This is a genomic window from Thiothrix lacustris DSM 21227, from assembly GCF_000621325.1.
GTDB classification, from domain to species: domain Bacteria; phylum Pseudomonadota; class Gammaproteobacteria; order Thiotrichales; family Thiotrichaceae; genus Thiothrix; species Thiothrix lacustris.
The window spans coordinates 23,045-46,044 of the sequence record NZ_KK211258.1; the positions used below are offsets into that span (position 1 = coordinate 23,045).

21 protein-coding genes are annotated in these 23,000 nt (G+C 50.3%); 5 read left to right on the top strand and 16 right to left on the bottom strand.

Translation table 11 applies throughout. The features are described from left to right. Positions 1-10 precede the first annotated feature (10 nt). From Q394_RS0117740 to Q394_RS0117785, 9 genes are all read right to left on the bottom strand, one after another. Entirely contained in the window at positions 11-754 is a 744-nt protein-coding gene (locus tag Q394_RS0117740; RefSeq protein WP_028490423.1) for a lysophospholipid acyltransferase family protein, read from the bottom strand. Beyond that, positions 751-1,296 (bottom strand): D-glycero-beta-D-manno-heptose 1,7-bisphosphate 7-phosphatase, encoded by a 546-nt coding sequence (gene gmhB, locus Q394_RS0117745; protein WP_028490424.1) that lies wholly within the window; start codon positions 1,294-1,296, stop codon positions 751-753. Before gmhB ends, Q394_RS0117740 begins: the two co-directional genes overlap by 4 nt. Continuing rightward, entirely contained in the window at positions 1,293-1,892 is a 600-nt protein-coding gene (gene rdgB / locus Q394_RS0117750; RefSeq protein ID WP_028490425.1) for an RdgB/HAM1 family non-canonical purine NTP pyrophosphatase, read from the bottom strand. The genes gmhB and rdgB overlap by 4 nt, the downstream gene beginning before the upstream one ends. Next, a complete protein-coding gene (rph, locus tag Q394_RS0117755; protein ID WP_028490426.1) occupies positions 1,889-2,605 on the bottom strand; it encodes a ribonuclease PH in 717 nt (238 codons plus the stop codon). Before rph ends, rdgB begins: the two co-directional genes overlap by 4 nt. Positions 2,606-2,666: 61 nt before the next feature. Further along, on the bottom strand, positions 2,667-4,973 hold the full coding sequence (locus Q394_RS0117760; protein ID WP_028490427.1) for a hybrid sensor histidine kinase/response regulator: 2,307 nt from the start codon (positions 4,971-4,973) through the stop codon (positions 2,667-2,669). A gap of 339 nt (positions 4,974-5,312) precedes the next feature. Beyond that, a complete protein-coding gene (locus Q394_RS0117770; protein WP_028490429.1) occupies positions 5,313-5,585 on the bottom strand; it encodes a hypothetical protein in 273 nt (90 codons plus the stop codon). Positions 5,586-5,681: 96 nt separating this feature from the next. Continuing rightward, positions 5,682-6,029 carry a hypothetical protein gene (locus Q394_RS0117775; protein WP_028490430.1) on the bottom strand — a complete coding sequence of 116 codons (348 nt, stop codon included), beginning with the start codon at positions 6,027-6,029 and terminating at the stop codon, positions 5,682-5,684. Next, positions 6,026-6,733: a response regulator transcription factor gene (locus Q394_RS0117780; RefSeq protein WP_038142026.1), complete on the bottom strand. Its 708-nt coding sequence runs from the start codon at positions 6,731-6,733 to the stop codon at positions 6,026-6,028. The genes Q394_RS0117775 and Q394_RS0117780 overlap by 4 nt, the downstream gene beginning before the upstream one ends. A 149-nt stretch (positions 6,734-6,882) precedes the next feature. Then, a complete protein-coding gene (locus Q394_RS0117785; RefSeq protein WP_028490432.1) occupies positions 6,883-7,566 on the bottom strand; it encodes a DUF3108 domain-containing protein in 684 nt (227 codons plus the stop codon). A gap of 144 nt (positions 7,567-7,710) precedes the next feature. On the opposite strand from Q394_RS0117785, the gene trxA reads away from it, so the two are divergent. Both trxA and rho read left to right on the top strand, forming a co-directional pair. After that, on the top strand, positions 7,711-8,037 hold the full coding sequence (gene trxA, locus Q394_RS0117790; RefSeq protein WP_028490433.1) for a thioredoxin TrxA: 327 nt from the start codon (positions 7,711-7,713) through the stop codon (positions 8,035-8,037). Between the two features lie 218 nt (positions 8,038-8,255). Beyond that, a complete protein-coding gene (rho, locus tag Q394_RS0117795) occupies positions 8,256-9,515 on the top strand; it encodes a transcription termination factor Rho (protein WP_028490434.1) in 1,260 nt (419 codons plus the stop codon). A 34-nt stretch (positions 9,516-9,549) separates the two neighbouring features. On the opposite strand, the gene hflX is transcribed toward rho, so the two are convergent. The 5 genes from hflX to Q394_RS21060 all read right to left on the bottom strand — a co-directional run bounded on the left by hflX (position 9,550) and on the right by Q394_RS21060 (position 15,853). Continuing rightward, positions 9,550-10,830, bottom strand: coding sequence for a ribosome rescue GTPase HflX (hflX, locus tag Q394_RS0117800; RefSeq protein WP_028490435.1), 1,281 nt, complete (start codon positions 10,828-10,830; stop codon positions 9,550-9,552). A 35-nt stretch (positions 10,831-10,865) separates the two neighbouring features. Next, positions 10,866-11,096 carry an RNA chaperone Hfq gene (hfq, locus tag Q394_RS0117805; protein WP_028490436.1) on the bottom strand — a complete coding sequence of 77 codons (231 nt, stop codon included), beginning with the start codon at positions 11,094-11,096 and terminating at the stop codon, positions 10,866-10,868. 154 nt (positions 11,097-11,250) lie between these two features. Then, positions 11,251-12,177, bottom strand: coding sequence for a tRNA (adenosine(37)-N6)-dimethylallyltransferase MiaA (gene miaA, locus Q394_RS0117810; protein WP_028490437.1), 927 nt, complete (start codon positions 12,175-12,177; stop codon positions 11,251-11,253). Further along, positions 12,177-14,042, bottom strand: a complete 1,866-nt coding sequence (gene mutL / locus Q394_RS0117815) for a DNA mismatch repair endonuclease MutL (protein WP_028490438.1) — start codon at positions 14,040-14,042, stop codon at positions 12,177-12,179. The genes miaA and mutL overlap by 1 nt, the downstream gene beginning before the upstream one ends. After that, positions 14,042-15,853, bottom strand: a complete 1,812-nt coding sequence (locus Q394_RS21060) for a S1C family serine protease (protein ID WP_084260526.1) — start codon at positions 15,851-15,853, stop codon at positions 14,042-14,044. Before Q394_RS21060 ends, mutL begins: the two co-directional genes overlap by 1 nt. A 194-nt stretch (positions 15,854-16,047) precedes the next feature. Between Q394_RS21060 and ileS the strand changes: the two genes are divergently transcribed. Together ileS and lspA are read left to right on the top strand one after the other, a co-directional pair. After that, positions 16,048-18,867: an isoleucine--tRNA ligase gene (gene ileS / locus Q394_RS0117825; RefSeq protein ID WP_028490439.1), complete on the top strand. Its 2,820-nt coding sequence runs from the start codon at positions 16,048-16,050 to the stop codon at positions 18,865-18,867. Beyond that, positions 18,860-19,381: a signal peptidase II gene (gene lspA / locus Q394_RS0117830; RefSeq protein ID WP_028490440.1), complete on the top strand. Its 522-nt coding sequence runs from the start codon at positions 18,860-18,862 to the stop codon at positions 19,379-19,381. Before ileS ends, lspA begins: the two co-directional genes overlap by 8 nt. A gap of 44 nt (positions 19,382-19,425) precedes the next feature. Here lspA and aqpZ read toward each other — a convergent pair whose 3' ends face one another. Continuing rightward, the gene (gene aqpZ, locus Q394_RS0117835; RefSeq protein WP_028490441.1) at positions 19,426-20,136 is read right to left on the bottom strand and encodes an aquaporin Z; all 711 of its coding nucleotides are present in this window, start codon (positions 20,134-20,136) and stop codon (positions 19,426-19,428) included. A 165-nt stretch (positions 20,137-20,301) separates the two neighbouring features. After that, the gene (gene argH / locus Q394_RS0117840; RefSeq protein ID WP_028490442.1) at positions 20,302-21,702 is read right to left on the bottom strand and encodes an argininosuccinate lyase; all 1,401 of its coding nucleotides are present in this window, start codon (positions 21,700-21,702) and stop codon (positions 20,302-20,304) included. 249 nt (positions 21,703-21,951) lie between these two features. Here argH and Q394_RS0117845 point away from each other — a divergent pair, with 249 nt between their 5' ends. Then, the gene (locus tag Q394_RS0117845) at positions 21,952-22,995 is read left to right on the top strand and encodes a sensor histidine kinase (RefSeq protein WP_028490443.1); all 1,044 of its coding nucleotides are present in this window, start codon (positions 21,952-21,954) and stop codon (positions 22,993-22,995) included. Positions 22,996-23,000 lie beyond the last annotated feature (5 nt).

Consider the following 23,000-nt stretch of genomic DNA (forward strand, 5'->3'; position numbering starts at 1 on the left):
AGTTAGTTGCTTATTTTTTGATAGGTGGCAGGCGGGCTTTTTCTGTTTCGATCCAGTTTTGTGCTTGTTGATTGATGGCATCTGCCTTTAAGCCTTTGGTCGAAAAAGCGGGGCCGATGCTGACGGTAATCATGCCGGGTTGCTTGATCCAAGCGTGGCGTTGCCAGCTTTTACCTGCATTGTGCGCCACGGGGAGGACGGGGAAACCGGAATGTGAGGCCAAGATTGCCCCGCCAATTTTGTAGTCTGCTTTCACGTCGGGGGCGACTCGCGTGCCTTCCGGGAAGATCACGATGCAGACGCCTTCTTGCAAGAGCGCCTTGCCTTGGTGGGAAATCTGTTTGACAGCGGCTCGCCCCGCGCCCCGGTCAATTGCAATCGGGCGGATCAGGCGTAAACCCCAACCGAAAAACGGGATGTTTAACAATTCACGTTTCAGCACCCAGCTCAGTTGCTGCGGAAAAATGCAGGGGATGGCGAAGGTTTCCCAGGTTGACTGGTGATTAGCCATGATGATGAACGCGCCGTCGGTGGGGATGTTTTTACGCCCTAATACCTGATATTTCACCCCACACGTGATTTCCAGCCACCAGCGGTTGAAGCAGTTCCACAAGGTAGTGGCGGGGTAACGGTACTTGGGGGGCAATAACCACGCCAAGGGGGCTAACAAGCCTGCCAGCAAGGTAATGGGGATCGAGCCAGCCCAAAATAGGGTGGCGCGAGCGCCTAGCAGCAGTGTGTTCAATGCATTCATGCGGTGTATGCCCCTAACAGTGAGTCGGTGTAGTCTGCCAGATTATCGAAAACAGGTATATCGGCGGGTAATTTGCCGTCTGCGAGGGTGCGTTCGCCTTTGCCGGTGCGGACTTGCACATACCCCGCGCCCACCGCTGCGGCAGCTTGCCAGTCACGCAACGAGTCGCCAATGACCAGCGTTTGCGTCGGGTCGATGTCGAAGTGTTGGGCAATGCTTAGCATCATGCCGGGTTTGGGCTTGCGGCATTCGCAATGGTCTTCGCCAAGGTGTGGGCAATACGCGATGTAAGCGACTTCAGCGCCGTGTGCTGCTAGCAAGTGTTGCAGCTTGGCGTGCATCGCCTCCAACGTGGCTACGGTGTAATAGCCCCGCGCAATGCCGGACTGGTTGGTGGCAATCGCCAAGGTGTAACCCGCTTTGTAGAGTCGTGCCATCGCCTCAAGGCTGCCGGGGATGGGAATCCATTCTTCCACCGATTTAATGAAGGCGTCGGAATCTTCATTAATCACGCCGTCACGGTCGAGAATGATGAGTTTCACCCGGCCTTCTCCAGTAACTCATGCAGCTTGCGCAGTGCCTGTCCACGGTGGCTGATACGGTTTTTTTCTTCCGGCGGCAATTCGGCGGACGAGCAGCCGTGGGTCGGCACGTAAAACAGCGGGTCGTAACCAAAGCCATTCGCGCCGCTGGCTTGGTGCAGTATGACACCTTCCCAATTGGCTTCGGCAATGATGGGTAACTGGTCGTCCGCGTGGCGCAGGTAAACGATGCAGCAATAGAAACGCGCGGTGCGTTGCGCATCCGGCACGTTTTGCAGTTCAGCCAATAGCTTGGCGTTGTTGGCGGCATCGTCACCGTGTTCCCCAGCGAAACGCGCGGAATACAGCCCCGGCGCACCGCCGAGTGCATCCACCACGATGCCGGAATCGTCTGCCATCGCGGGCATTCCGGTAAGCTTGGCGGCGTGGCGGGCTTTGATCAGGGCATTTTCGACGAAGGTCAGGCCATCTTCGACGGCATCGCTGACACCGAATTCGCTTTGGCGCACGAATTCGATGTCCAGGTCTGCCATCATGGCGTTGAACTCACGTAATTTTCCGGCGTTACCGCTGGCTAATACGATGCGTTTGTTCATAAGCCGAGGGCTTCCTGTTGTGCTTGCATGATTTCGCGGATGCCTTTTTCGGCGAGTGCCAGCATCGCGTCCAGCTCATCGCGACGGAAGGCGTGGCCTTCGGCAGTGCCTTGCAGTTCGATGAATTGGCCCGCTTCATTCATGACCACGTTCATGTCCGTTTCGGCTTTGGAATCTTCGGCGTAATCCAGATCGAGCACCGGCACGCCGTCGAAAATGCCGACGGAGATGGAGGCAATTTGCCCATGCAGCGGGTTTTTCTTGAGACGGCGGTTCTTTTGTAGCCAGGTTACCGCATCGCAGAGCGCGACGTAAGCACCACTGATGGAGGCAGTACGTGTGCCGCCATCGGCTTGCAGTACGTCGCAGTCGATGGTGATCTGGAATTCGCCAAGGGCTTCAAGGTCAACCACCGCACGCAGGGAACGCCCGATCAGGCGCTGGATTTCCATGGTGCGCCCACCTTGCTTGCCTCTGGCCGCTTCGCGAGCCGTGCGTGAACCCGTGGCGCGGGGCAACATGCCGTATTCAGCCGTGACCCAACCTTGGCCTTTGCCTTTTAACCAGCCGGGTAAGCGGTCTTCCACGGTGGCAGTACACAGCACCTTGGTATTGCCGAATTCCACCAGTACCGAGCCTTCGGCGTGCATGGTGTATTGGCGGGTGAACTTGACGGTTCGCATTTGGTCGGGTGCGCGTGCGCTTGGCCTCATTGGGGTTCCTTTTTCCGTTCGAGTAATGTGGAGGGGATTATACGCATCATCGTCGCGGGTTTCACGGAGTGCTTGCTGTCCATTGGTAAATCATCTGGCGAATACCTTCTAGTGAAATGGGTTTGGTGAGGTAATCGTTCATGCCAGCGGCGAGGCAGCGTTCGCGTTCCCCGGCAATCGCGTGGGCGGTGAGGGCGACGATGGGGAGTTTGGGAATGTTTGGATCAAAGCGAATTTTCTGGGTGGTTTCATAGCCATCCATGCCCGGCATACTCACATCCATGAAGACTAGATCGAAGCTTTGCTGCTGAATTTGTTGGATGGCTTCTGTGCCGCTAGCGGCAACGCTGACCGTCGCACCGAGGGTTTGCAGTAATTCCCGTCCGAAGAATTGGTTCATTGGGTCATCATCGACCAGCAGGATGTGCTTGTTTGGGGGGAGCTTAGGAGGGATGGGTTTTAGTGAGGTTGCTTCAGTCGGTAGATATAATGGGAATGGTAGCGTGAAAAAGAAGCGGCTCCCTTTGCCGGGCGTGCTCTCCAGTTCTAATGTTCCGCCCATGGCTTCCACCAGTTTGTGGCTGATAGCAAGACCAAGGCCAGAGCCTGTGTGTTGTCGCGTTCGATGACTCTCTACTTGGGTGAAGGGTTGGAATAGCCGTTGCTGGTCAGTCCTAGAAATGCCGATGCCTGTATCGCTTACTTCAAAATACAAGCTGATGGGGTTGCAGTTGGGCTGGCTGGCTTCTTTTACGTGCAATTCTACCTTGCCGTGCTCAGTAAACTTGATGGCATTGCCGAGCAGGTTGATCAGTACTTGAGAGAGGCGCTTGGGGTCACCTAGTAAATGCAGGTTTTGTTGTGCCGGTTTATACAGGTGTAGAGGAAGCTTTTTCGCATCCGCTTGTATATCCAGCATTTGATGCAAGCCTTCCAATAAGGTGTGCAGGTGGAAAAACTCAGGTGTCAGTGATGGTGGGATGGCTTGTGCCATTCTTGATAGGTCAAGGATATTGTCGATCAGCCCTAGCATGTGATGCGAGGCTGCTTGCATACAGGTCACGTATTCCTGTTGGCGCGGCGGTAGTGTGTCTTGTTGAAGTAGGGTAGTTGCGGCGATGACCGAATTCATCGGGGTGCGTAACTCATGGCTCATGGTGATGAGGAAATCATCTTTTGCTTGGCTTGCTGCGGTGGCGCGTTCTGCTTGAATGCGTAGTTGTCGCGTGTGTTCTGCCAAGGTTAATGACAGCAGAATGGCAATCAGTAGGGAGCCAATATGGAAAAGATCGATCAATGCTATGGTCTGGGCGTTTTTCAGGAAGCCCATTCCCCACATAATGAGAGGGGCTGCACAGCCTAGAAACACAAAAAAAGCCACCGCAAAACTACGCATGATGCGAGAGCCTTGCCGCAAGGCAAGGAGACCTAAGACACTGCCAATCAGGGTCAGGCCAGCACTCAAGAGAAAACTCCATAAATCGGTGTATGGCAGTAAACCGACGAAAGGGGTGATGCCGATGGCAAATATCAGGACGGCAGTGAGTACCCGATTTGTTCGTGGGAATAGCGTTTTAGTATCGATCAGTTGCCGACAGAATTGTGTGGCGCTGATGGCAATAACCTGGAGGGTGATGGGATAGTAAACCATGGCTGGATTGCTAAGAGACAGGTAAGGGATGACATTAGTCATGCGCTGTAACACCAAGGCTAGACTTAGCAAGAAAACGATTAGGGTCAGGTAGTCCCAGTTACGCAAGCTGATGAACAGGAAAAAGTTGTAAAAGGCTAACACGATCAACCCTATGATGATGCCGCCGTAAAACAGGTAATCTTTGGCCGTTTTTTTGATTAGGGCATCGGCTGATAGGAGTTGTATGGGGATGGCTAAGATCCCTTTGCCGTTATTGGAGGCACGAATATAAAGTGAAAAGTGCCCCGGTTGCGTAGGGAGGCTCACTATCGGTAGTCGCTGCCATGCTTGCTCTTTTAATAGGCTTCCTAGTGGCGTAATTTGGTGTGTGCTTTGGTTAACGGCAAAGGCATCCGCTTGGGCTATGCCGGGGAAGTCGATGAGTAGATGCCAGATATTGCTGCTCTGTTGTTCTATTTCCAGTCGTAGCCACCAGGCTGATGGACTGCGCCCCAGATTTAGCTCTGGGTGGGGATTGGGTTGGAAGCGCTGGGTGTACTCGCTGGAGCTAACCTGTGCAATGCTTAGTGCGTGGGTGGGATCTTCTAATAATGATACGAAAAAAGAGGCATGTAGGCTTTCTTCCGTATTTGTTAACGCCAAGGTTTGCGCAATGCTGTTGATTGGTACAAGACAGAGTAACCAACAGGAAAGCAGGTGCCGGATGATTGACATGATGGGAAAATCCATTGCGTTTGGGGTTTCCTTGTACTTTGCTCTATTAGTCGATTTGATTAATCATGGTTGCTATGCGTTTCTGGCATTTTTTGGTAGTTTATTCAATGATTCTGGGTTGCTTTTGATTGCTTGTTTGTCGGCGCTTGGTTGGGATCTTAACTATTATTATAGTTTATATCATTTATATAACAATAAGATTATTAATGTTTTTCGATAGTTTCTGGAAATAAAAAAAGCTCCGGCCACAGGGGCGCAGCCAGAGCTAAAATCCAGATCATTATATATTTGGCGCAGTCTAATGATCTGAATCAAGGAGGATTTGATGTTTTTTATAATTTACGATTTCCAGTAATCTTCAATGATGCCTTGTAATGTAATGAACTGATCCGACTGAAGCAGGTAACGGTATAATTGTGGTCCTACCAAATTAGCAATAAGATTGTTTGAAGCAGCTTGGGTGGTAGGTTGTGTCGTATTACTTTCAGTAACAAGGGTATCGTCATTCGACGGCTTGATTTGTGTGTTTTTTATGCATAGCGCTGTGGCTGGTGTACTGCTCAATAAAGCAATAAAAAGATAAAAAATTAAAAAAATATTTTGATTTTTCACAATACTAAACGTCCTGTTTTTAGTGATTATCCATTCCTTAGCTTAGCGAACTTAATTAGCCTTGTATTGTAGAAAATTGTAAAAAAATGTAACAACTCATGGATTAATGAGTGTTGTTTTCTTCAGAAAGGAATCGATATTTGTTTCAATATATTGAAATTCCAGCAGAAGCTGCTGACAAAATTCAGGGTGTTGTAATATATCAATTTGCTTGGCGATAATATCGTCTAGCAAGTTTTGTAAGGTTGCTGTGCTGTATAAATGAGCGGTTGCTTTGAAGCGGTGAGCCATGGCAGCAGCAGCGTCCCAATTTTTTTGTTTTAAGCTTTCAGTTATATCATGATGATATTGTTGAATGTTTGGTTGTGCAAATGTCAGGAAGCATTGAGTTCCTTCTGTGCCAAGTATGTCAAGTAGGCTATCTAGTGGTGAGGATAAGTTCATGGCGCGAGCGTTAATCGATAACCTTTTCGCCATACAGTACATAAGTAGCGAGGGTTGGATGCATGATCCCCCAGTTTTTTGCGTAGTCGATTGATTGTCATGTCAATACTGCGGTTTAGTGGTTGATGTTCGTTACCGTTAAGCGCTTGAGAAATACAATCTCTGGTTAAAATTTCATCTGGTCGTTGGCAGAAAAATTGTAACAAACTACTTTCTTGCGTGGTGAGTTTAATTAATTGGTTATTACGTTCTAAGTGTTCGTGTGCAGGGTTGAATAGATTGCTGCCAATTTGATAGGTTACGTGTTTATTCGCTAGCGTGGGGTGGCGCATGATTTTGCGGATACGGATAAGAAGTTCTTTTGGATGAAAGGGTTTAGTCAGGTAGTCATCCGCACCAAATTCTAGACCTATCAGGCGCTCTTCGGCCGATTTTTTAGCTGATAGTAACATCACAGGTATATTAGGGTAATTGTGTTTTAACCAATTTAGCCAGTGTAGCCCATCTTTGCCGGGCAGCATGATGTCTAGTAAAATAAGATCAGGGGTTTGCTGAGAAATGAAGTCTCGGATTTCTTCACCACAAGAAAGTGATTGAAGCTGATAATGATGCTCAAAAAGGTACATTTCCAACAGTTTATGTAGAAGAATATCATCATCGATAAGTACGACTCGATACAAGTGTGGTGCATGTATGCTTGACATTATTTCTCAAAAATTAAGCTGTTGAACAATGGGCTTCGTGAATGTTAATCGCTTGGTCGAAAAAAGTCTAAAAATATCGTTGTTTTCATAGAAAACGCTATTAACCATTCAGTTAATAGCGTTATACCATAATTCATTTTTGAATGATGCTACTGATATTTTTGTAGACGCGTTTCGATGATGTCGCCATCTTCCTTATGGCGCACTTGAGCGATGGCATAGTGTAGCTTAGGCGCTAACCATAGAGTAGTTTGGCGGGTGGTATCTTGATGCATCACTTCGATTTTCTCGCATTCATATTCTCCCGCTGGTACGGTGATGGTTTCTTTGCCCAATTTACGTAGACGATAATCCTGTAACTTACCTCTACTAGCAATGGGGTAATTCATCGGCTTATTAAGTGTCATGGCATCCATGAGGTAAAGTTCGAGAGTTGCCATGTCTAATGTGCCTTTGGGGACGCTTAGTTGGTAAGCGTTGCCATCAAAGGTGCCATTCACTTGTGTGGGGGTAACAAAAGTGAACTCGTCTTTTTTATCCTTGCGTTTGTTTTTGTGGTGATGTAAATAGTTGTTAGGTATGAGTGTGGCGCCACTTTTTTGCCCGCTGCTGCGCTCAGTTAGCGTGTCGCCACTCAATAAGGCTGCTAAGCCGTTAGCTTTGGTGATTTTTTGGTAGGTATACCCATCGTTATTGTAGTGCAGGCTAGCGGTCATTGTTCCCATCTCTAACCCTTTTGCGGTGACAGTGTAACTGGCTTGAAAGGCATCTGGTGCAGCGGTGGCTATTGAGCTAAATAATGCGAAGCTTGCTGTGACTATCAAACGTTTCATCTGTGTTATCCTTCTGGTTAAACGTCATTGGCCTGATTAGACTACAATAAGCCGCATTGGTTCTTAAAGGCTATACTACAAAGATGGCGCGAAATATTAGAGAATAGCGGCTGTGAAACCTCAAAAACTAGGGAGAAACCTTCTGTGAGTAATAATATTATCTATCTTTCTGATACTACATTTGAGCAGGAAGTGCTGAAATCCACGATGCCTGTATTGGTTGATTACTGGGCGGAATGGTGTGGGCCATGCAAAATGATTGCTCCAGTGCTGGATGACATTGCGGTCGAGTTTGAAGGCAAGCTGAAAGTTGCCAAGCTGAACATTGATGAAAACAAGGACGTGCCACCACGTTACGGTGTCCGGGGTATTCCTACGTTGATGCTGTTCAAGAGCGGCGCGGTGGCGGCAACCAAAGTCGGAGCCTTATCCAAATCACAATTGACGGCGTTTCTGAATCAGAATCTCTAACAGTAGCTAAACATACCCGTGGAGGAGACTTTATCCTTGCCACGGGTGTTCTAGTGTGATTTTTCTGGACTCTATAGAGCCGACGTGCTAGTGTGGTCATACTTGAATCTGCATCCAGATTCATTCTGACGCATCCTTTCTCGTTTTCCTAGTCACCAATTCCTGCAAAGACTGGAACGAGCGATAGCTTTAATTTCCCCCATCAACGCCATCATCATATGAACCTGTCTGAACTAAAAAAGAAATCTGCCGCCGAAGTCTTTGAGTTGGCGCAAGCCATGGGTATCGAGAGCATCTCGCGAACCCGCAAGCAAGACATCATTTTCGCTTTGCTGAAAGCCAATGCTGCCAATAACGTCGACATCCACGGTGATGGTGTGCTGGAAATCCTTCAGGATGGTTTCGGCTTTTTGCGTTCAGATGACTCCAGCTATCTAGCAGGCGCGGATGACATCTATGTATCGCCTAGCCAGATTCGTCGCTTCGGCCTACGGACGGGTGATACGGTATCTGGTAAAATTCGTCCTCCCAAGGATAACGAACGTTATTTCGCTTTACTCAAAGTCGATACCATCAACTTTGAACCTCCCGAAAGCGCCCGCAACAAGATTGCCTTTGAAAACCTGACACCCTTGCACGCCGATGATCGGATGCGTATGGAACGGGGCAATGGTAGCCGTGAAGACATTACCGCTCGCGTTATCGACATCGTAGCGCCGTTTGGTAAAGGTCAACGTGGCCTGATTATCGCGCCGCCGAAGGCCGGTAAAACCATCATGCTGCAAAACATCGCGCAGAGTATTGCTTCCAATTACCCGGATAGCTATCTGATCGTCTTGCTGATCGACGAACGCCCGGAAGAAGTGACAGAAATGTCACGCATGGTGCAGGGTGAAGTGGTTTCTTCTACCTTCGACGAACCCGCTGCCCGCCATGTACAAGTTGCGGAAATGGTTATCGAGAAAGCCAAGCGTTTGGTTGAGCATAAACGTGACGTGGTTATCCTGCTGGATTCCATTACTCGTTTAGCGCGTGCTTATAATACGGTTGTGCCATCATCCGGCAAGGTGTTGACAGGTGGTGTGGATGCGAATGCGTTGCACCGTCCGAAACGTTTCTTCGGTGCGGCACGTAATATTGAGGAAGGCGGTAGCCTGACCATCATCGCGACAGCCTTGATTGAAACTGGCTCGAAGATGGACGATGTTATCTACGAAGAATTCAAGGGTACGGGTAATATGGAAATCCATCTGGATCGCCGTATTTCCGAGAAGCGCGTCTTCCCAGCGATCAATATCAACCGTTCCGGCACGCGCCGCGAAGAGTTGCTGACCACGCAAGACGAGCTGCAAACCTTGTGGGTACTGCGCAAATTCCTGCACGGTATGGATGATCTGGAAGCGATGGAACTGTTGTTCGACAAGCTTTCCAAGACCAAAACCAATAGCGAATTCTTCGACGTGATGCGTCGCGGTTAAGGTTGTAGGGGCGTATGCAATACGCCCCTAAGCCCTACAGATCTTCCAGCGTTAAGCCTTCTTCCCGCAAATACTGATCCAGCCGTCGCTGGTCAATGACCACTTCTAGGTCGAAATTACCTTCATCCGTGATGCTTTCTTGCTGAATTGCTTTGTCTGCGTACAGTTTGGCGCGTAAGCGTGCGTGGCGTGGTTGAAGCGTCAGTTTGCCCCGGAACATGTGTCCGGCGAAGTAATCACCCAGATACTCCAGCAAGCCTTCCAGCCCCAGATTGTTTTGGGCGGAAACGTACACGCGGGTGGGGTTGGTGCCGGTGCCTTCTTCGATATGCGGGGTTTGTCCGCCGAGGTCAATCTTGTTCATGACTTCGATTTGCGGTACTTTTTCGGCACCAATTTCAGCAATGACTTTGTTGACCTGCTCGCGGAATAGCTCCAATTGTTCGTCGTGACTGTCGATGACGTGCAACAGTAAGTCGGCGTCAATGGTTTCCTGCAAGGTGGAGCGGAAGGCGACGACGAGATCATGCGGCAGATGGCGAATGAAGCCTACTGTGTCTGCGAGGATGATTTCTTGCTGGTTGGGCAGTTGTACTTGCCGCAACGTGGGGTCAAGAGTCGCAAACAGTTGGTCGGCGACGTACACCCCGGCTTGGGTCAGGGCGTTGAAAAGGGTGGATTTACCTGCATTGGTATAACCGACCAGCGAAACCGTGGGGATTTCAGCCTTTTTGCGGGACTGGCGGCCTTGTTCGCGTTGGTTCTGGACTTTTTCCAGACGCTTGTCGATTTGCTTGATGCGTTCAGCAATCAGGCGACGGTCGGTTTCTAACTGAGTTTCACCAGGGCCGCGCATCCCGATACCGCCTTTTTGGCGTTCCAGATGCGTCCAGCCACGCACGAGGCGGGTGGAAAGGTGTTTCAATTGCGCGAGTTCAACCTGAAGTTTACCTTCGTGGCTGCGGGCGCGTTGGGCGAAGATGTCCAGAATCAGGCCGGTACGGTCAAGCACGCGGCATTGCAGCAGCTTTTCGAGGTTACGTTCCTGAGCAGGGGAGAGGGAGTGATCGAAAATGACCAGATGGGCATCACGCGCTTCCCTTAGCTGGCGAATTTCTTCGGCTTTACCCGTACCGACGAAATAACGTGGGTCAGGGCGCTGGCGCGACCCACTGATAAAACCGACCACTTGGGCACCGGCTGAATCAGCGAGTTCGGCGAATTCCTTTTCGTCTTGCGTAGACTTTGCCGTATTGAAACTGATTTGAACAAGGACAGCATTTTCACCGCCGCCGGGGCGTTCAAATAGTTCCAATCGGCAATCTTCCTAAGGTTTGTATGGGGGATGGCTTATTCTTCGGGAGCCAGCGCCAGTTTGATCGGGCGAGCAGGCACGATCGTGGAAATGGCGTGTTTGTAAACTAATTGGCTAACGGTATTTCCCAGTAGCACAACGAATTGGTCAAATGACTCGACATGCCCCTGTAATTTGATGCCGTTGACCAAATAAATGGAGACTGGAATCCGTTCCTTTCTCAGAGCATTAAGGAAGGGTTCTTGTAATGTGTGCCCTTTCGACATGAGCTTCTCCTAAAAATATTCTTGGGTTTGTGGTTGTTATGGTCTCACACCTAAAGCTAGGGGGGTCGTGAGCCAGTCGTTTGTTTCCTTCGACGCCTAAAAGCTTATCAGTTTTTTCGTCTCGCAAGAATGCCAGTTTGTCGGACGTATCCGTTCATCCGCCAATAAACGCTGAGACGTTGCCGATGACCGATGAAAGGTTGAGTTCTTGGGGGTTATACAAAGACACATCCTTTTCGGAGCGCAACCACGTCATTTGACGTTTAGCAAGCTGTCGTGTTGCGACAATAGCACGATCACGCATTTGATTGTAGTCTATTTCATTAATTAAATAGTCCCAAATCTGTCGATAACCCACAGCCCGTATGGCGGGGAGGTGGGTGTCAAGGTCGCCACGTGCCAAGAGTTTGCGTACTTCATCAATAACGCCCTGTTGTAGCATTTGGTCAAAGCGCTGTGCAAGCCGGGCGTGTAACCAGCCACGATCTTCAGGAATCAAGGCAATTTTTAATAGCTGATAGGGGCAGGCTTCATGCCATTCCGCTTGCTGTAATTCGGTGAGTGATTGACCTGTCAGCTCAAAAACCTCCAAAGCACGTTGCAAGCGTTGGGGGTCATTGGGATGAATGCGTTGCGCGGCTACCGGGTCGATGCTTGCCAGTCGGTCATGCAGGGCTTGCCAGCCGTGGGTCGCGGCTTCGGCTTCTAGGCGGGCACGAATCGCAGGGTTAGCCGGAGGTAGTGCTGATAGTCCGTACTCAAGGGCGCGGAAGTAGAGCATGGTTCCACCGACTAATACGGGGATTTTACCGCGTGCGCTAATGTCAGCCATTTCGCGCAAGGCATCTTCCCGAAAGTCGGCGGCGGAGTAGGGCTGTGACGGGTCAAGGAAGTCAATCAACCGATGCGGGGCTTCGGCCAGTGTGGCTGCATCGGGTTTTGCACTGCCAATATCTAGCCCCTTGTAAACCAAAGCAGAATCGACGCTGATGATTTCAATCGGAAAGTGTTTGTGTAACTCAACGGCAAGATCCGTTTTGCCCGTTCCGGTCGGACCCATGATGAAAATGGCTTTGCTCATCACCTTCCTCTCAGGAACAGTTTGTCGATTTGGTCGAGTGACATGTGTGTCCAAGTGGGTCGTCCGTGATTGCATTGTCCGCTGCGTTCGGTGCGTTCCATATCACGTAACAGGGCGTTCATTTCGGTGATACTGAGTTTGCGGTTGGCGCGTACTGAGCCGTGGCAGGCCATCGTTGCGAGGATTTCATTCATGGCATTCTGGACGCGGTTGCTTTCGCCATGGGTAATCAGGTCGGCGAGCACGTCGCGTACTAACGCTTCCGTATCTGACTCTTTCAGCAGGCTGGGAACGGCGCGGATGGTTAGTTTTTCCAGCCCTAAACGATCCAGCTCAAAGCCGAGGGCGCGGAAGGTGTCGGCATGTTGCTCAGCGTGATCCGCTTCCTTTTTGCTCACATTCAGGCTGCCGGGAACCAGCAGTGGCTGCGAGCGGATGGCGTCTTGCGCCATGCTTTGCTTGAGGTATTCGTAGGTAATGCGTTCGTGGGCGGCGTGCATATCCACCACGACCAGCCCAGTCGCGTTTTGCGCAAGGATGTAAACGCCATGCAATTGGGCAATAGCGAAGCCTAGCGGTGGCATGTCCTCGCTATCTGGTGTATTCACAGGTAGGTCGGGCTTCAGCTCCCTCGCTTCTGCCTCTTCCTTGGGTAATACCACCGGCTGATACAACTGCTGGTAAGCCGCCATCTGTTCGCGTACCGGCATCTGTAAACGCGGCTGATACTGCGCCTGATAAACTGGACGCCGCTCTTCACCTCCCCCTTTGAAAAAGGGGGATTGAGGGGGATTTTCTTCTGGCGAAGCAGGAGGTTCGTGTGTTTGCACCGGAAGCTGCGTCGGCGCACCCGCCTCATCCCCCGGTCGAATATCCGCCAATGCCTGATGCAGCGTGCGAAACAGAAAATCATGTACCAGCCGTCCTTCCCGAAAACGTACTTCCTGCTTGGTGGGGTGTGCATTCACATCCACCAGTTGCGGGTTTAGTTCCAGAAACAGCACGAAAGCGGGGTGTCGCCCGTGGTACATCACATCCTGATAGGCTTGTTTCACTGCGTGGCTAATCAGTTTGTCACGCACATTGCGGCTATTCACGTAAAAATATTGCAGGTCTGCTTGCGAGCGTGAAAAGGTCGGCAAGCCCACCCAGCCCCAGAGTCGTAATCCAGCGGCTTCGTAATCCAGGTACAGGCTTTGCTCGACGAAAGCACTGCCACAGATGTCAGCCACACGCCGTTCTGCGCCGCTACGGTCATCGACCGGCCGCAGGCGCAGGGTATTTTTCTGGTTGTGGTTCAGCTCAAAACCCACGTCGAAGCGGCTCAGCGCCAGTTTGCGCACCATGTCTTCGATGTGCCCGAATTCGGTCTTTTCAGTTTTGAGGAATTTACGGCGGGCGGGAATGTTGAAAAACAGGTCGACGACATCCACGGTCGTGCCCGTTGCGTGGGCAACAGGTTCTGGTTCGTCGAAAATTTCTTGTCCATCGCCAAACAGTTTCCAGCCTTGCGGGGCTTCACTGTGGCGGGAGCTGAGAATAAGGCGCGATACCGAGGCGATACTGGGCAAGGCTTCCCCCCGGAAACCGAGGCTGCGTACTTGTTCCAGATCGTCAAGGCTGGCGATTTTACTGGTGGCGTGACGGCTCAAGGCGAGGGCTAATTCCGTTTGGGGAATGCCGCCGCCATTGTCGCGGATGCGGATACGTTTGCCGCCACCTTGTTCAATGTCGATCTCGATGCGGGTTGACCCGGCATCGAGCGCGTTTTCCAGCAACTCCTTGACCACCGACGCAGGGCGTTCAACCACTTCACCAGCGGCGATTTGGTTAATAAGGTGGGCAGGAAGTTGACGGATGGGCATCAGGGGTGTGAGCCTCCTACTACTGGCGCTGCGGGTTGTGGTGCAGGTACGACAACCGGTGTTACGGGTTGAGCGGCAGGTGTGGTAACAGCTGGTGGTGGCAGTTCGGCGGCGACTACTGGCGCGGTTGGAGCCACAGTAACGGGTGCTGCTACTGGAGCAGGTGCGTTTAACGGCTCACTGATTTGTAGGTCTTTCGAACGGTCAGCGTTAACACCGTATTGTGCGAGGATTTGTGGCTGGCGAGCAATGGCGTCTTTGCGGTCAATCACGAGCTGGTAATCATCGGCGGCTTGTAAGGTAATAAAATCGCCAGTAGCTGATTGTACTTTTTGGTAAAAATCACGGAAGTTATGAATCTTCTCTCCGTTAATTTTTTCGATTAGCAGGTTACTGTCGTGATGGTAATCTTTATTAATGTCGGCAGGTAGCACCTTTGTCATGATGACCGCTTCATTACGGATTTCATCAGGTGATTCGTAGGTGAGTGTGCCAATACGTGCTGGTGTGCCATCCATGCTATCAATCACATCTTGATTCAGGGGCATGAATACTAAGCCACCAAAAATGAAGTAGGTGGGTTGTTTATCATATTGATTGGGTTTTACTAAGAGGTATTCTTTGCCGGGCTTATCCAGCTTTAGGGCGACTTCTTGTAGTTGGCTGTTGCGAATGACTTTAAACTTAATGTCTTCGCCGATCTGGTGCATATCGATGTAGTGGGTGTGGTCAATGAATTCGCCGGGACGGAATTCTACCGTGCCATTGTTTTCGATTTTATGACCATCAATTTCGGTCACAATGTCACCGATCTGAATTTTGCCATCAGCAGGTGAGTTTTTGTAAACTTTGTGTACTAGCATTCCGGTTTGGGCATCCGTCAAGCCGTATTTGTGACGCATCGCAGGGTTTTCCATCGACTGGGTCAGAAAACCGTGGAAGCCATAGCCATCAATTTTCCCATCTTTGGTATCTTCAAGTACGTGACGAATGATTGGGGTAGGGATCATGTAACCAATGTTTTCGGTTAGGAACCCAGATTGCATGGCAACACCTACTACTTTGCCACCCGAGATAACCGGGCCACCACTGTTGCCAAAGTTGATGGCTGCATCGACTTGAGCAGCCATCAGGTTTTCACCCGTGTGGACGTAATTTTGCTTTTCAATACGCGACACAACACCGCGTGTGACACTTAGCGTATTGCCACCGATCGGGAAGCCGTAAACTTCTACGGGTTGTTGCATTTTGGGTAGGTCACCCAGTTCTAGTGGGGTGATGTTTTTGTATGCATTTACGTCTTTAGTGCGTAGTAGGGCGAGGTCAGATTCGTGGGAAATGTAGACAACTTCGGCTTCATGACGTTTCGTTTCGCCGTGACGCTGAACTTCAAGAAAGGTGGAGTCAGCCGCCACGTGAGCATTGGTCAGAATCAGGTTGCCCGCAATGATCAGGCCAGAGCCTGAACCTTTTTGGGAATCAGAGTTCCAAGGGGACATGGTGTCGTAAGTGTGCTGCACAATATGGACTTTGACGACAGCATCTTTGATTTTTTCACGAGGGTCATTGGCATTTACAGTGCCTCCTACTGGTGGTGGATCAAGTGACGCATCGTTGTTAATGGCATCAATAGCTGTTTCTGTTGGAGGCACTATTGCCGCCGGTGTGGGTGTGCGGCCATCCGCTGTGGGTGTTGTTGTTGGTTGTGCAATAGATGGCGGTGGCGTGATGCTGATTTCAGCCAATAAGCTAGGTGAACTGGCAAGGCCAAGGCACAGTAATGTGCTGGTAATAATGGTTTTTTGGCGCATTCTTAAAGTCCCGTTTGAAATAATAATAACAGCCCTGAGAGCGATGCAGAAATAATTAAGGGACTATAGCGTATCCATCGGTCGAGTGAAAACACTTTAATCTGACGGTAATCTATCGGTTTTTAAGGTAAAACTTGGTATTCTTCGGCACTTATGGCACAGCGCAAGCCCCAAGACGACTATAGGATCGAATGATGACGGACTACAAGCACACCCTCAACCTGCCGAACACGCCGTTTCCCATGCGCGGCGATCTGGCGAAACGTGAACCGGGGATGTTGGCAAGCTGGGAAAACCAGCAGCTTTACCAGCAATTACGTGCAAAAGCACAAGGTCGCCCCAAGTTCATTCTGCACGATGGCCCGCCGTATGCGAACGGCAATATTCATATCGGTCACGCCGTCAACAAGGTGCTCAAAGACATTATTGTAAAAAGCAAAACCCTGAGCGGTTTTGATGCGCCTTATGTGCCGGGTTGGGACTGCCACGGTCTGCCAATCGAATTAAAAGTAGAGGAAAAACTCGGTAAGGCGGGTGATAAGGTCGATGCCTTTGTATTCCGCAAAGCGTGCCGTGAGTACGCTGCCGAACAGGTCGACCTGCAACGCAAGGATTTCAAGCGTCTGGGCGTGTTGGGTGATTGGGAAAACCCTTACCTGACCATGGATTTTCAGACCGAAGCCGATATTGTGCGTGCCTTGGGGCGTATCGCCGCCAATGGGCACTTGCACAAGGGCGCAAAGCCGGTGCATTGGTGTACCGATTGTGGCTCGGCGTTGGCTGAGGCGGAAGTGGAATATGCTGATAAAACGTCCTTCTCCATTGATGTGCGTTTTACGGTGGTGGATGAGTCCGAATGGTTGAAGCGTGTGCCGGAAGCAGCGGGGCAGGGTGAGCTTGCCGTGGTGATCTGGACGACTACGCCGTGGACGTTGCCTGCCAACCAAGCCGTTGCCCTGAACCCGGAACTGGAATACGTGGTGGTGCAAACGGCCAGCGAACGTTTGGTGTTGGCAGAGGCTTTGCACGAATCCGTCATGAAACGTGTCGACATCAGCGATTACAGCATTCTTGCGCGGTGCACCGGTGACAAGCTGGAAGGCTTGCTGTTGCAACATCCGTTTTATGCGCGTCATGTGCCGGTGATTCTGGGTGATCATGTAACGACGGAAGCCGGTACAGGTGCTGTCCACACTGCGCCGGGGCATGGTCAGGAAGACTTTGTGGTCGGGCAAAAATACGGCCTAGCGGTGGATAACCCGGTGGGGAGTGATGGCTGTTTCCTGCCGAATACTGAGTTGTTTGCGGGCGAATCTGTCCACAAGGCCAACCCGCATGTGCTGGAAGTGCTGACTGAGCACGGCAAGCTGTTGAAGGCCGACAAGTTGCGCCACAGCTATCCACATTGCTGGCGGCATAAGACGCCGCTGATTTTCCGTGCGACCCCGCAGTGGTTTATCAGTCTTGAGCAAAATGGTTTGCGTACCAAAGCGCTGGAAGCCATTCAGGGCGTGCAGTGGGTTCCCGATTGGGGCAAGGCACGGATCGAGAGCATGGTGACAAATCGCCCGGATTGGTGCATCTCGCGCCAGCGCAACTGGGGTGTGCCGATTGCGTTGTTCATCCACAAGGAAACCGGGGCGTTACACCCGCAAACAGAAGCGCTGATTGAAGCGGTGGCACAGCGTATTGAGCGGGAAGGCGTTGATGCGTGGTTCCGCCTGACGCCGGTTGACTTGCTGGGTAAGGATGCGGCTAATTACGACAAGGTTGGCGACACGCTGGACGTGTGGTTCGACTCGGGTGTGACCCATGCGTCGGTGTTGGAGCGTCGTGCGGATTTGCGCTTCCCGGCGGATGTGTATCTGGAAGGTTCTGACCAGCATCGTGGCTGGTTCCAGTCATCGCTATTGTCGGCGATCGGCACGCGCGGGGTTGCACCTTATCGCACAGTGTTGACCCACGGTTTCACGGTGGATGGCAAGGGCGAGAAAATGTCCAAGTCCAAGGGCAATATCGTTGCACCACAAAAAGTGACCGATTCCTTGGGGGCTGACATCCTGCGTTTGTGGGTGGCTTCGACGGATTACAGCCGTGAAATGTCGGTTTCGGATGAAATCCTCAAGCGCACCGCCGATGCTTATCGCCGTATCCGCAATACCGCGCGTTTCTTGCTGGCCAACCTGAATGATTTTGACCCGGCAACTGATTTGGTTCCCGCATCTGAGATGTTGCCGTTGGATCGTTGGGCGGTGGATCAGGCAGCGCAAGTACAAGACAATGTGTTGGCTGCTTATGGTCATTTTCATTTCCACCTGATTGCGCAAGAAGTGCTGAATTTCTGTACGGTGGAATTGGGTAGCTTGTTCCTTGATATTACCAAAGACCGTCAGTACACCATGCAGGCCGGTAGTCAGGGGCGGCGTTCTGCGCAAACGGCTGCTTGGCACATTTTGAATGCGATGGTGCGCTGGTTGTATCCGGTGCTGAGCTTTACCGCCGAGGAAATCTGGCAGGCCATGCCGGGTAAGAAGCCAGAAGAATATGTGCTGTTTACCCAGTGGTATGAAGGTTTATTCCGGTTGGATGCAACGGATAAATTGTCCGCTGGTGAGTGGAGCTATGTGTTTACCTTGCGTGAATTGGTGAGTAAGCAGCTTGAAGCCGTGCGTGTGGCAGGCCAAATTGGTGCAGCGTTAGATGCCGAGGTGAGCTTGTATTACCGCAAGGATAGCCGTGAACCCGGTACTGATCCGCTGGTAAGGTTGGGTGATGAGTTGCGCTTTGTGCTGATTACTTCAGGGGTACAGTTGCTCGACTTAACGGCTGTACCTGACAATGCGGTAGAGGTGATGGAGGATGTTTTTGTGCGTGTTACCCGCTCAGAGCACGGTAAGTGTACTCGCTGCTGGCATCACCGTGAGGATGTTGGTCGTTACGTGGAGCACCCTGAATTGTGCGGGCGCTGTATTGATAATGTCGAGGGTGTAGGTGAGGTGCGCAAGTATGCGTAGTTTTCGTTCTCTTTCGGCGGATGTCGGCATGTTAGGGTGGATGTGGGTTTCCGCCGTGGTGATTGCGATAGATCAGTTGACTAAGTGGATGGCGGAAGCCAATCTGGAACCGGGGCAGCCATTCCCAGTGGTGCCTCATTTGGATATGACGTTGAGTTATAATTTTGGTGCCGCTTTTAGTTTCTTGGGCGATCAAAATGGTTGGCAACGTTGGTTTTTTGCGGGATTGGCCATTGTGGTCTGCTTGCTCATTATTAACTGGATGCGTAAGTTGAAGAGGCGTCAGGTTTGGGCGGCTTTGGGCTTGGCGTTAGTTTTAGGCGGGGCGATTGGAAATCTGATTGATCGTTTGCTTTACGGGAAGGTTATCGACTTCGTAGCGGTATATTTCGATATTCCTTTCGTGATGGAGAACTACCATTTCGCCATCTTTAATGTGGCTGATATGGCGATTACTGGCGGTGCAATGCTGTTGGTTTTCTTGAGTTTGTTTGCATCTGATCAGATCGATTAATGTTGTCTGTTACCCCCCCCTCCGTGCAAGGAGGGGGGTAACGATTAAGCTGCTTGTGTGGTCGGAGTGCTTTCTTCACTACCAATGACACGGTAGACGAGAGCACCTAAGATTGCACCGGCAATAGGTGCTGCCCAAAATAACCACAATTGTGCTGTTGCCCAGTCGCCGACAAATAAAGCTACAGCCGTGCTGCGTGCTGGATTAACAGAAGTGTTGGTGACGGGGATACTAATCAAGTGGATCAGGGTTAAGCATAAGCCAATCGCTAATGGAGCCATACCTGCTGGAGCACGTTTGTCCGTTGAGCCAAGAATCACAAGAAGGAACATCATGGTCATGACCACTTCTGTAATGAATGCTGCTTGTAAGGAATAGCCGCCGGGAGAGTGTGCGCCATAGCCGTTAGAGGCAAAACCAGCGGTGACATCAAAGCCTGCTTTGCCGCTGGCAATCAGGTAAAGTGTTCCCCCTGCAAGGATTCCACCCAACAATTGAGCCGCAATGTAGGGTAGTAATTGATTAGCTGAAAAGCGTCCGCCAGCCCATAGTCCTATCGATACGGCTGGGTTGAGGTGGCAGCCTGAGATGGGGCCAATGGTGTATGCCATGGTGAGGACGGTCAAACCAAACGCGAGTGATACGCCTAGTAAACCAATGCCAACATCAGGAAAAGCAGCGGCCAAGACGGCACTACCACACCCACCCAGCACTAACCAAAATGTGCCGAACATTTCTGCAAAATATTTATTCATTTTTTCGCTTCTGCTATTTGTAGCCCAACTGTTTACTGATGTAGAGATGAATGCATGGTAGTAAACAGTGTCAACCCAAGCACCCACATTCTTAAGAGAATATGGGGCTATTTTAGATTGAGAAAGCGTATTTTTAAGTGATGGTGCTCACTTTTTTGGTGTTATTTATTGAATAATTTCGCGAGCAATAACCGTTTGTCGTTTTACCTGCTCTGGCGCAGTGCCACCAAGATGGTTGCGAGCTGCCACTGAACCTTCGAGTGTCAGAACCGCAAAAACATCAGCCGTGATGGTGTTGGAAAATGCCTGTAGTTCCTCTAGGCGCATTTCACTTAAGTCACGCCCCGTTTCTACCCCCAAAGCAACGGCTTTGCCAACAACTTCATGTGCATCGCGGAATGGCAAGCCTTTGCGAACTAGATAGTCCGCGAGGTCAGTAGCGGTAGAGAAGCCCTGCATGGCTGCCTTGCGCATTTTTTCGGGCTTAGGTTGAACGTGCGGCATCATGTCAGCAAAGGCTCGCAAGCTGCCAAGCAGCGTGTCTACTGTGTCAAACAGAGGCTCTTTATCTTCCTGATTGTCTTTGTTGTAAGCCAGTGGTTGGCCTTTCATTAAGGTGAGTAGTGCAAATAAGTGTCCGAATACTCGCCCACTTTTGCCCCGTACCAGTTCGGGTACGTCTGGATTTTTTTTCTGGGGCATGATGGATGAACCGGTGCAGAATCGGTCTGGCAGGCGGATAAAGTCAAATTGTGCGGAAGTCCACAGCACCAATTCTTCTGAGAAACGCGACAGGTGCATCATGATAAGCGCTGCTGCGGAAGTGAATTCAATCGCGAAATCCCGGTCGCTGACTGCATCCAGTGAATTACGTGCTGGGTAATCAAAGCCCAGTAATTCAGCAGTGTACAGCCGATCAATTGGGTAGGTTGTGCCCGCTAATGCGGCTGCACCTAATGGCATAACATTGATACGCTTGCGGCAATCCTGTAAGCGTTCGAAGTCACGTTGCAGCATTTCAAACCAAGCGAGCATGTGATGCCCGAAGGTAATGGGTTGGGCAACTTGCAAATGGGTGAAACCGGGTAGGATAGTGTTAGCTTCACGTTCAGCTAATTCAATCAAAGCGCGTTGTAAGCGGCGTAGTTCGTGACTAATGCCATCCACTTGGTCGCGCAACCATAGGCGTATGTCTGTGGCTACCTGATCATTACGTGACCGACCGGTGTGAAGTTTTTTTCCAGCAATGCCAATACGGTCAGTTAGACGTGCCTCGATGTTCATGTGCACGTCTTCTAGTGAAATTTGCCATTTCAATTCACCTTTTTCGATGGATTGTTCAATTTCATCCAATCCACTCAGGATTTGTTCAACTTCTGTAGTGTCTAATAAGCCTGTTTTCCCCAACATGCGGGCATGGGCGCGGGATCCTTGGATATCGTGCCGATACAGGCGCTGATCAAAGAGGATGGATGCGGTGAATTCTTCGACAAATGCGTCGGTCGATTCGCTAAAACGTCCGCCCCAAGGTTTATCCTTGGCGCTATCTTGTTGCTGTTGGCTCATGAGTTAATGTTGAATTTTCATCAGGTTGCTAAAAGGAGTTGCCAAACATTATCACACTGTGGAAGAATAAAAAAATGCAATTCTCAATGCTGTATATGTGCAACTATTATTGCCAATAGTATACAAGGAAATGCTCAGCCTGCTACGTTAGGCTAGGGAATTATAAAAAATATAAACAAATAAACTTAGGTCGGGATAGAACGTTGCAATGGATTTTTTGCGCGTTATGTTGCTGGCTGAGAGCAAAAAATGCCGTCATACACTGGAAAAACCTTAAGTTACCTACCTAGTTTGTGTGTACCACAGGCGTTGTTTCGTGCTGTGTTAGCTGCCGAGTTATTAGCCATGATATTGGCGTTGGTAGTGGCAACTGATTTGCGAAATTTCTTTGTCAGTCTAGGGTTGCATTCGCTGTTTGTCCTGTGGGTGACATTAGCCTCCATTTTTACCCTGTGTTTTATTAGCCGCTTGATGAGCAAGCCTTCGGTTTTGCACGCCTCTGCCATTGTGTTTGGTACGGTTGCTTGTTTTACCCTAATCGCTTCTGTGTTGGGTTTGGTGATGTCGGGTGGAGAGGAATGGTTGGGGGATGTCTTAACTAGTGCTTTGTTTGTTTTTAAGAACCTAGTCATTAGTTTGGTTATTACGCTGGTGTTGTTGCGGTATTTTTATATCCACGGGCAGTGGGAAGAAACCGTCGAAGCTGACTCCGCTGCCAAGTACGATGCACTACAAGCACGCATGCGTCCGCATTTTCTGTTCAATAGTCTGAATACGATTGCACATCTGGTACATATCGATGCCAATAGGGCTGAAGAAGCATTGCTGGATTTGGCCGATATTATGCGTCTTACCCTTGATAAGCGGTCACGTATTAGCTTGAAAGAGGAGTTGAATTTGACCTTGGCGTATCTGCGGATGGAGGGTCTGCGTTTAGGTGCAAAACGTTTGAGTGTGAAGCTTGATATGGATCAGAACAGCCTGCCATTGGATATGGAGATTCCGCCATTTTTGTTGCAGCCATTGGTGGAAAATGCGGTTTATCACGGTATTCAACCCCGTCAGGATGGGGGGCTGTTGACGGTCAGCCTATATGACGCAGGTGATCGATTGGATGTCTCGGTGACGAATCCGCTTCCCCCTTCAGGCATGAGTACTCATACCAAGGGTAATCATATTGCTCAGGAGAATATGGTGAACCGTTTACATCTGGCTTATGGCGATCGTGCCAACCTGAAAATCCAGAAGAATGTACAACAATATCGGGTTTCATTTTCCATCCCCAAGGAGTAACAGAA